The sequence below is a fragment of the Methylobacterium sp. WL116 genome (genome assembly GCF_008039455.1).
In the GTDB taxonomy this organism is placed as follows: domain Bacteria; phylum Pseudomonadota; class Alphaproteobacteria; order Rhizobiales; family Beijerinckiaceae; genus Methylobacterium.
Genome location: NZ_VRUV01000393.1, coordinates 1 through 4,274 on the forward strand (window position 1 = coordinate 1; position 4,274 = coordinate 4,274).

Annotated in this window: 2 protein-coding genes and 1 pseudogene; all 3 read right to left on the reverse strand. The window is 71.0% G+C overall.

Going from position 1 to position 4,274, the window contains the following annotated elements:
- Positions 1–2,228 (reverse strand): penicillin-binding protein 1A (locus FV223_RS21180; protein ID WP_147728852.1); only part of this gene is annotated, 2,228 nt, incomplete at its 3' end.
- 180 nt (positions 2,229–2,408) lie between these two features.
- The gene (locus FV223_RS21185) at positions 2,409–3,668 is read right to left on the reverse strand and encodes an N-acetylmuramoyl-L-alanine amidase (RefSeq protein ID WP_147728853.1); all 1,260 of its coding nucleotides are present in this window, start codon (positions 3,666–3,668) and stop codon (positions 2,409–2,411) included.
- A gap of 329 nt (positions 3,669–3,997) precedes the next feature.
- Positions 3,998–4,274, reverse strand: a pseudogene (locus tag FV223_RS30695) (Phasin); the annotation flags it as partial.

Here is a 4,274-nt window from a genome sequence, read left to right on the forward strand (position 1 = left end):
ATGCCCGGCGGCACCCGGAACGGGGTCGGCGGCTTGTCCTTGAGGGCGACCTTGAGGAAGTCGAGCGCGATCGGCGCGGCGAGGCCGCCGCCGGTGGCGCGGTCGCCGAGCGAGCGCGGCTTGTCGAAGCCGATGTAGATGCCGACCGCGAGGTCCGGCGAGAAGCCGACGAACCACGCGTCCTTGGCGTCGTTGGTCGTGCCGGTCTTGCCGGCGAGCGGCTTGCCGATCTGCTTGAGGATCGTCGCCGTGCCGCGCTGCACGACGCCCTCCATGATCGAGACCATCTGGTAGGCGGTCAGCGGGTCGAGCACCTGCTCGGAATCGTCGACCAGCTTCGGCTCGTCCTGCCCGGACCACTTCTCGGCATCGCAGCCGACGCACTTGCGGTTGTCGTGCCGGTAGATCGTCTCGCCGATGCGGTCCTGGATCCGGTCGATCAGGGTCGGGCGGATGCGGCGGCCGCCATTGGCCAGCATCGAGTAGGCGGTGACCATCCGCATGACGGTGGTCTCGCCGGCGCCGAGCGACATCGGCAGCACCGGCAGCATGTCGTCGTAGACGCCGAAGCGGCGGGCGTACTCGGCGATCAGCGGCATGCCGACGTCCTTGGCGAGCCGAACCGTCATCAGGTTCTTCGAGTGCTCGATGCCGTAGCGCAGGGTGTGCGGCCCACCGGACTTGCCGTCGTAGTTCGAGGGCGTCCACGCCTCCTGGCCGGGGCCGGCCTCGATGGTGATCGGCGAGTCCTGCACGATCGAGGACGGGGTGTAGCCGTTGTCGAGGGCCGCCGAGTAGACGATCGGCTTGAACGACGAGCCGGGCTGGCGCATCGCCTGGGTCGCGCGGTTGAACTCGGATTCGTCGTAGGAGAAGCCGCCGACCATCGCGTGCACGCGGCCGGTGTTCGGGTCCATCGCGACGATGGCGCCGGACACCTCGGGCTTCTGGCGCAGGCGGTACTGGCCACGGCCGCCATCCATCGCCTCGACGTAGATCATGTCGCCGGCGGCGAGGTTCGGGCGGCCGGCCCAGCGCATGCCGTCCGGCGGGATCGTGCCGGTGTCGCGGTCCTTGGCGACCTGGCCCGAGGCCTCGCGCTTGGGCTGCAGGCCGATCTGCACGCCGCCGCCGCCTTGCCCGAGCACCACGGCGAGCCGCCACGGCGCGACGTCGCCGAGCGCGTTCACCTCGGCCGCCGCCATGCCCCAGTCGCGCCCGGTCAGGTCGACCTTGGTGACAGGGCCGCGCCAGCCGTGGGACTGGTCGTAGCGCACGAGGCCGTCGACCAGCGCCTTGCGCGCGAGGGCCTGCATCTTCGGGTCGAGGGTGGTGCGCACCGACAGGCCGCCCTCGTAGAGCTTCTTCTCGCCGTAGCGCTCGGAGATCTCGCGGCGGACCTCCTCGGTGAAGTAGTTGGCGTTGGCGGCGTTCGGGAAGGCGACGCGCGGGTTGACGCCGAGCGGCATCTTCTTGGCGGCGTCCGCCTCCTCCTTGGTGATGTAGTTGTTCTCCGCCATCAGGCGGATGATCTCGTTGCGGCGGTCGAGCGCCGCCTGGGTCTTGCGGTAGGGGTGGTAGTTGTTCGGCCCCTTCGGCAGCGCGGCGAGGTAGGCCGCCTCGTTGATCGTCAGCTCGTGCACCGACTTGCCGAAATAATCCAGAGCCGCGGCGGCGACGCCGTGCAGGTTGCGGCCCGGCACGATCGTGCCGAGGAAGATCTCGTTGAGGTAGAGCTCGAGGATCTTGTCCTTGGAGTAGGTCGCCTCGATCCGCAGCGCGATCAGCGCTTCCTTGATCTTGCGGTCGAAGGTCTGCTCGTTCGAGAGCAGGAAGTTCTTCGCGACCTGCTGGGTGATGGTCGAGGCGCCCTGCCGCTTGCCGCTCTTGGCGTTGGTCAGCGCCGCGCGCACGATGCCCTCGGGGTCGATGCCGCCGTGCTTGTAGAAGTTCTTGTCCTCGGCCGAGAGGAAGGCGGCGACGATGATCTTCGGCATCGCCTGGATCGGCAGGTAGAGCCGGCGCTCCTTGGCGTACTCGGCCAGCAGCGAGCCGTCGGCGGCGTGGACGCGGGTCATCACCGGCGGCTCGTAGTTGGCGAGCACGGCGTGGTCCGGCAGGTCCTGGCTGTATTTCCAGTAGAAGAACGCGCCGCCCGCGGCCGCGATCACGAACAGCACCGCGAAGGCGCTGAACAGGAAGCCGAAGAAGCGAAGGATGAGGCGCATCCGGTTTCCCGTCCGTCGGTTTCTTCGGCCGCGCGCGGAGCGCATTCGGCTAGGGGGGTCGGGGCTGCCCGCGAGGCGCACGCCGATCCGGCATGCCCGCAGCCTGGAAGATCCCCGCCGACGATGACCGAAGAATGGACGGCGCGACGGGGTCTCGAGTGCCCCGTATCGACACCGGATCTATGGTGAAACTGGGGCGATTGCCGCCGAGCGGCGGTTCGGCACCACCGGGCGGACCAGGCTGGCCCGGTTGCCGAAGAACTGGTCGATCGCCTTGGCCATCGAGCCGGTGACGGAGGCGCGCCACTCGGCCGATTGCAGCAGGTCGAGGTCGCGCTGGCTCGACAGGTAGCCGAGCTCGACCAGCACGCTCGGCACATCGGGCGAGCGCAGCACCTTGAAGCCGGCCTCGCGGTGCGGCTTCGTGCTCATCTCCATCACCGGCCCGAGCTGGCCCATCAGGGTCTTGGCGAAGCCGGACGAGAAGCCGCGGGTCTCGCGCAGCGTCAGCTCCTGCAGGATGTCGGCGATCTCGGGCGGCCCGTCGCCGGATTCGGCGCCGGCGGCGGCGTCGGCCTTGTTCTCGCGCTCGGCAAGCTTGGCAGATTCGCTGTCGGTCGCCTTCTCCGAGCCGGTGTAGATCGTCGCGCCGCGCACCTGCGGCGCCGACGAGATCGAATCCGCGTGGATCGAGACGAACAGGTCGGCCTTGGCGTCGCGGGCGATGCGCACGCGCTCGGACAGCGGCACGTAGACGTCGCGGTCGCGGGTCATCGCCACCCGGTAGCGGCCGCCGGCCTCGAGCCGGGCGACCAGCGCCTGGGCGAAGCCGAAGACGATGTCCTTCTCGAACACGCCCCCGACCGCGATCGCGCCGGGATCGATGCCGCCGTGGCCGGCATCGACCACGATGAGCGGGCGCCGGTCGGCGGGCTCGGCCGGCGCCACGGCCTTGCCGGCCGCGGGGGCGAGGTCGCCGGCGGTGGCCGCCTTGCGGAAGCTCTCGCGGTCGGCGCGCTGGAACGGCACGGTGAGGATCACGGCGCCGTCGCGCGGGCGCGTCGCGGTCTCGATCCGCCCCACGGTGGCGGGGCCGGCGAGATCGACGACGATGCGCGAGCGCCCCGGCGCGAACAGCCCGTAGCGGAACGACTGCACCAGGCCCTCGCGGCGGCGGCCGGTCTCGGGCGCGAGCTGGAAGTTGACCTCGGCGAGGTCGATCACCGCCCGGTCCGGGCGCTCCATCACGAAGGCGCGGGCATCGACCGGCTTCGACAGGGTGAGGGTGAGCTTGGTGCCCGCGGGCGAGGCGGCGAGGTCGGCCGCGATCGCCACCGCGGGCGGAGCCCGGTCGCCGTTCTGCGCGCAGGCGGGCATCGCGGCGAGCGCGACGGCGGCCGTCAGGATCGCGGAACGGATCAGGCGCGCGGATCGCAGCATCGGTCGGCCTCCCGAGCCTCCGATACGGCATAGGAGCGACATGGTTAACCGGAGGTTTCCGGCCAAGCTCCATTCCGGCAGCGGCTGTGACCGGGAGGCGACAGGGACGTTCCGCCGCCGGCGGTCTCGTGCACGGATGCCGCGCGCCAACCGAACCGGCTCCTTTCCGTCATCCCGGGGCTGCGCAACAGAACCCGGGATCCGCCCCCCCCGACGAGACCGATCGGGGCGCGACCGGCGGTCCTGGCTCCCGGGCTCGCCTTCGGCGCGACGACGCGTCGGATTTGCCGGGATCCGCGCGTTGGCGAGCGGACGGCGGCGCGGCAGCCTCAGCGGTGGCCGACGATCCGCGTCGCGCGGCGGGCGAGTTCGCTCCAGCAGGTGAGCGAGGCGTCGGCGACGCGCTGCATCTCGTTGACCTGCAGGCGGATCGCGTCGGCCGGCGAGCGCGCGTCCTTCAGCGCGCTGAGATGGGTCAGCACCGCCGAGCTCTCGTCGCGCATGAAGGCGAACAGGGTCTCGCCGAGGCCTTCGAGGTCCTGACGCAGGGCCGGGACGGGTCGGCGCCCGGCGCGCCAGGAGGCCGGCGACGGCAGCGCACCGTCC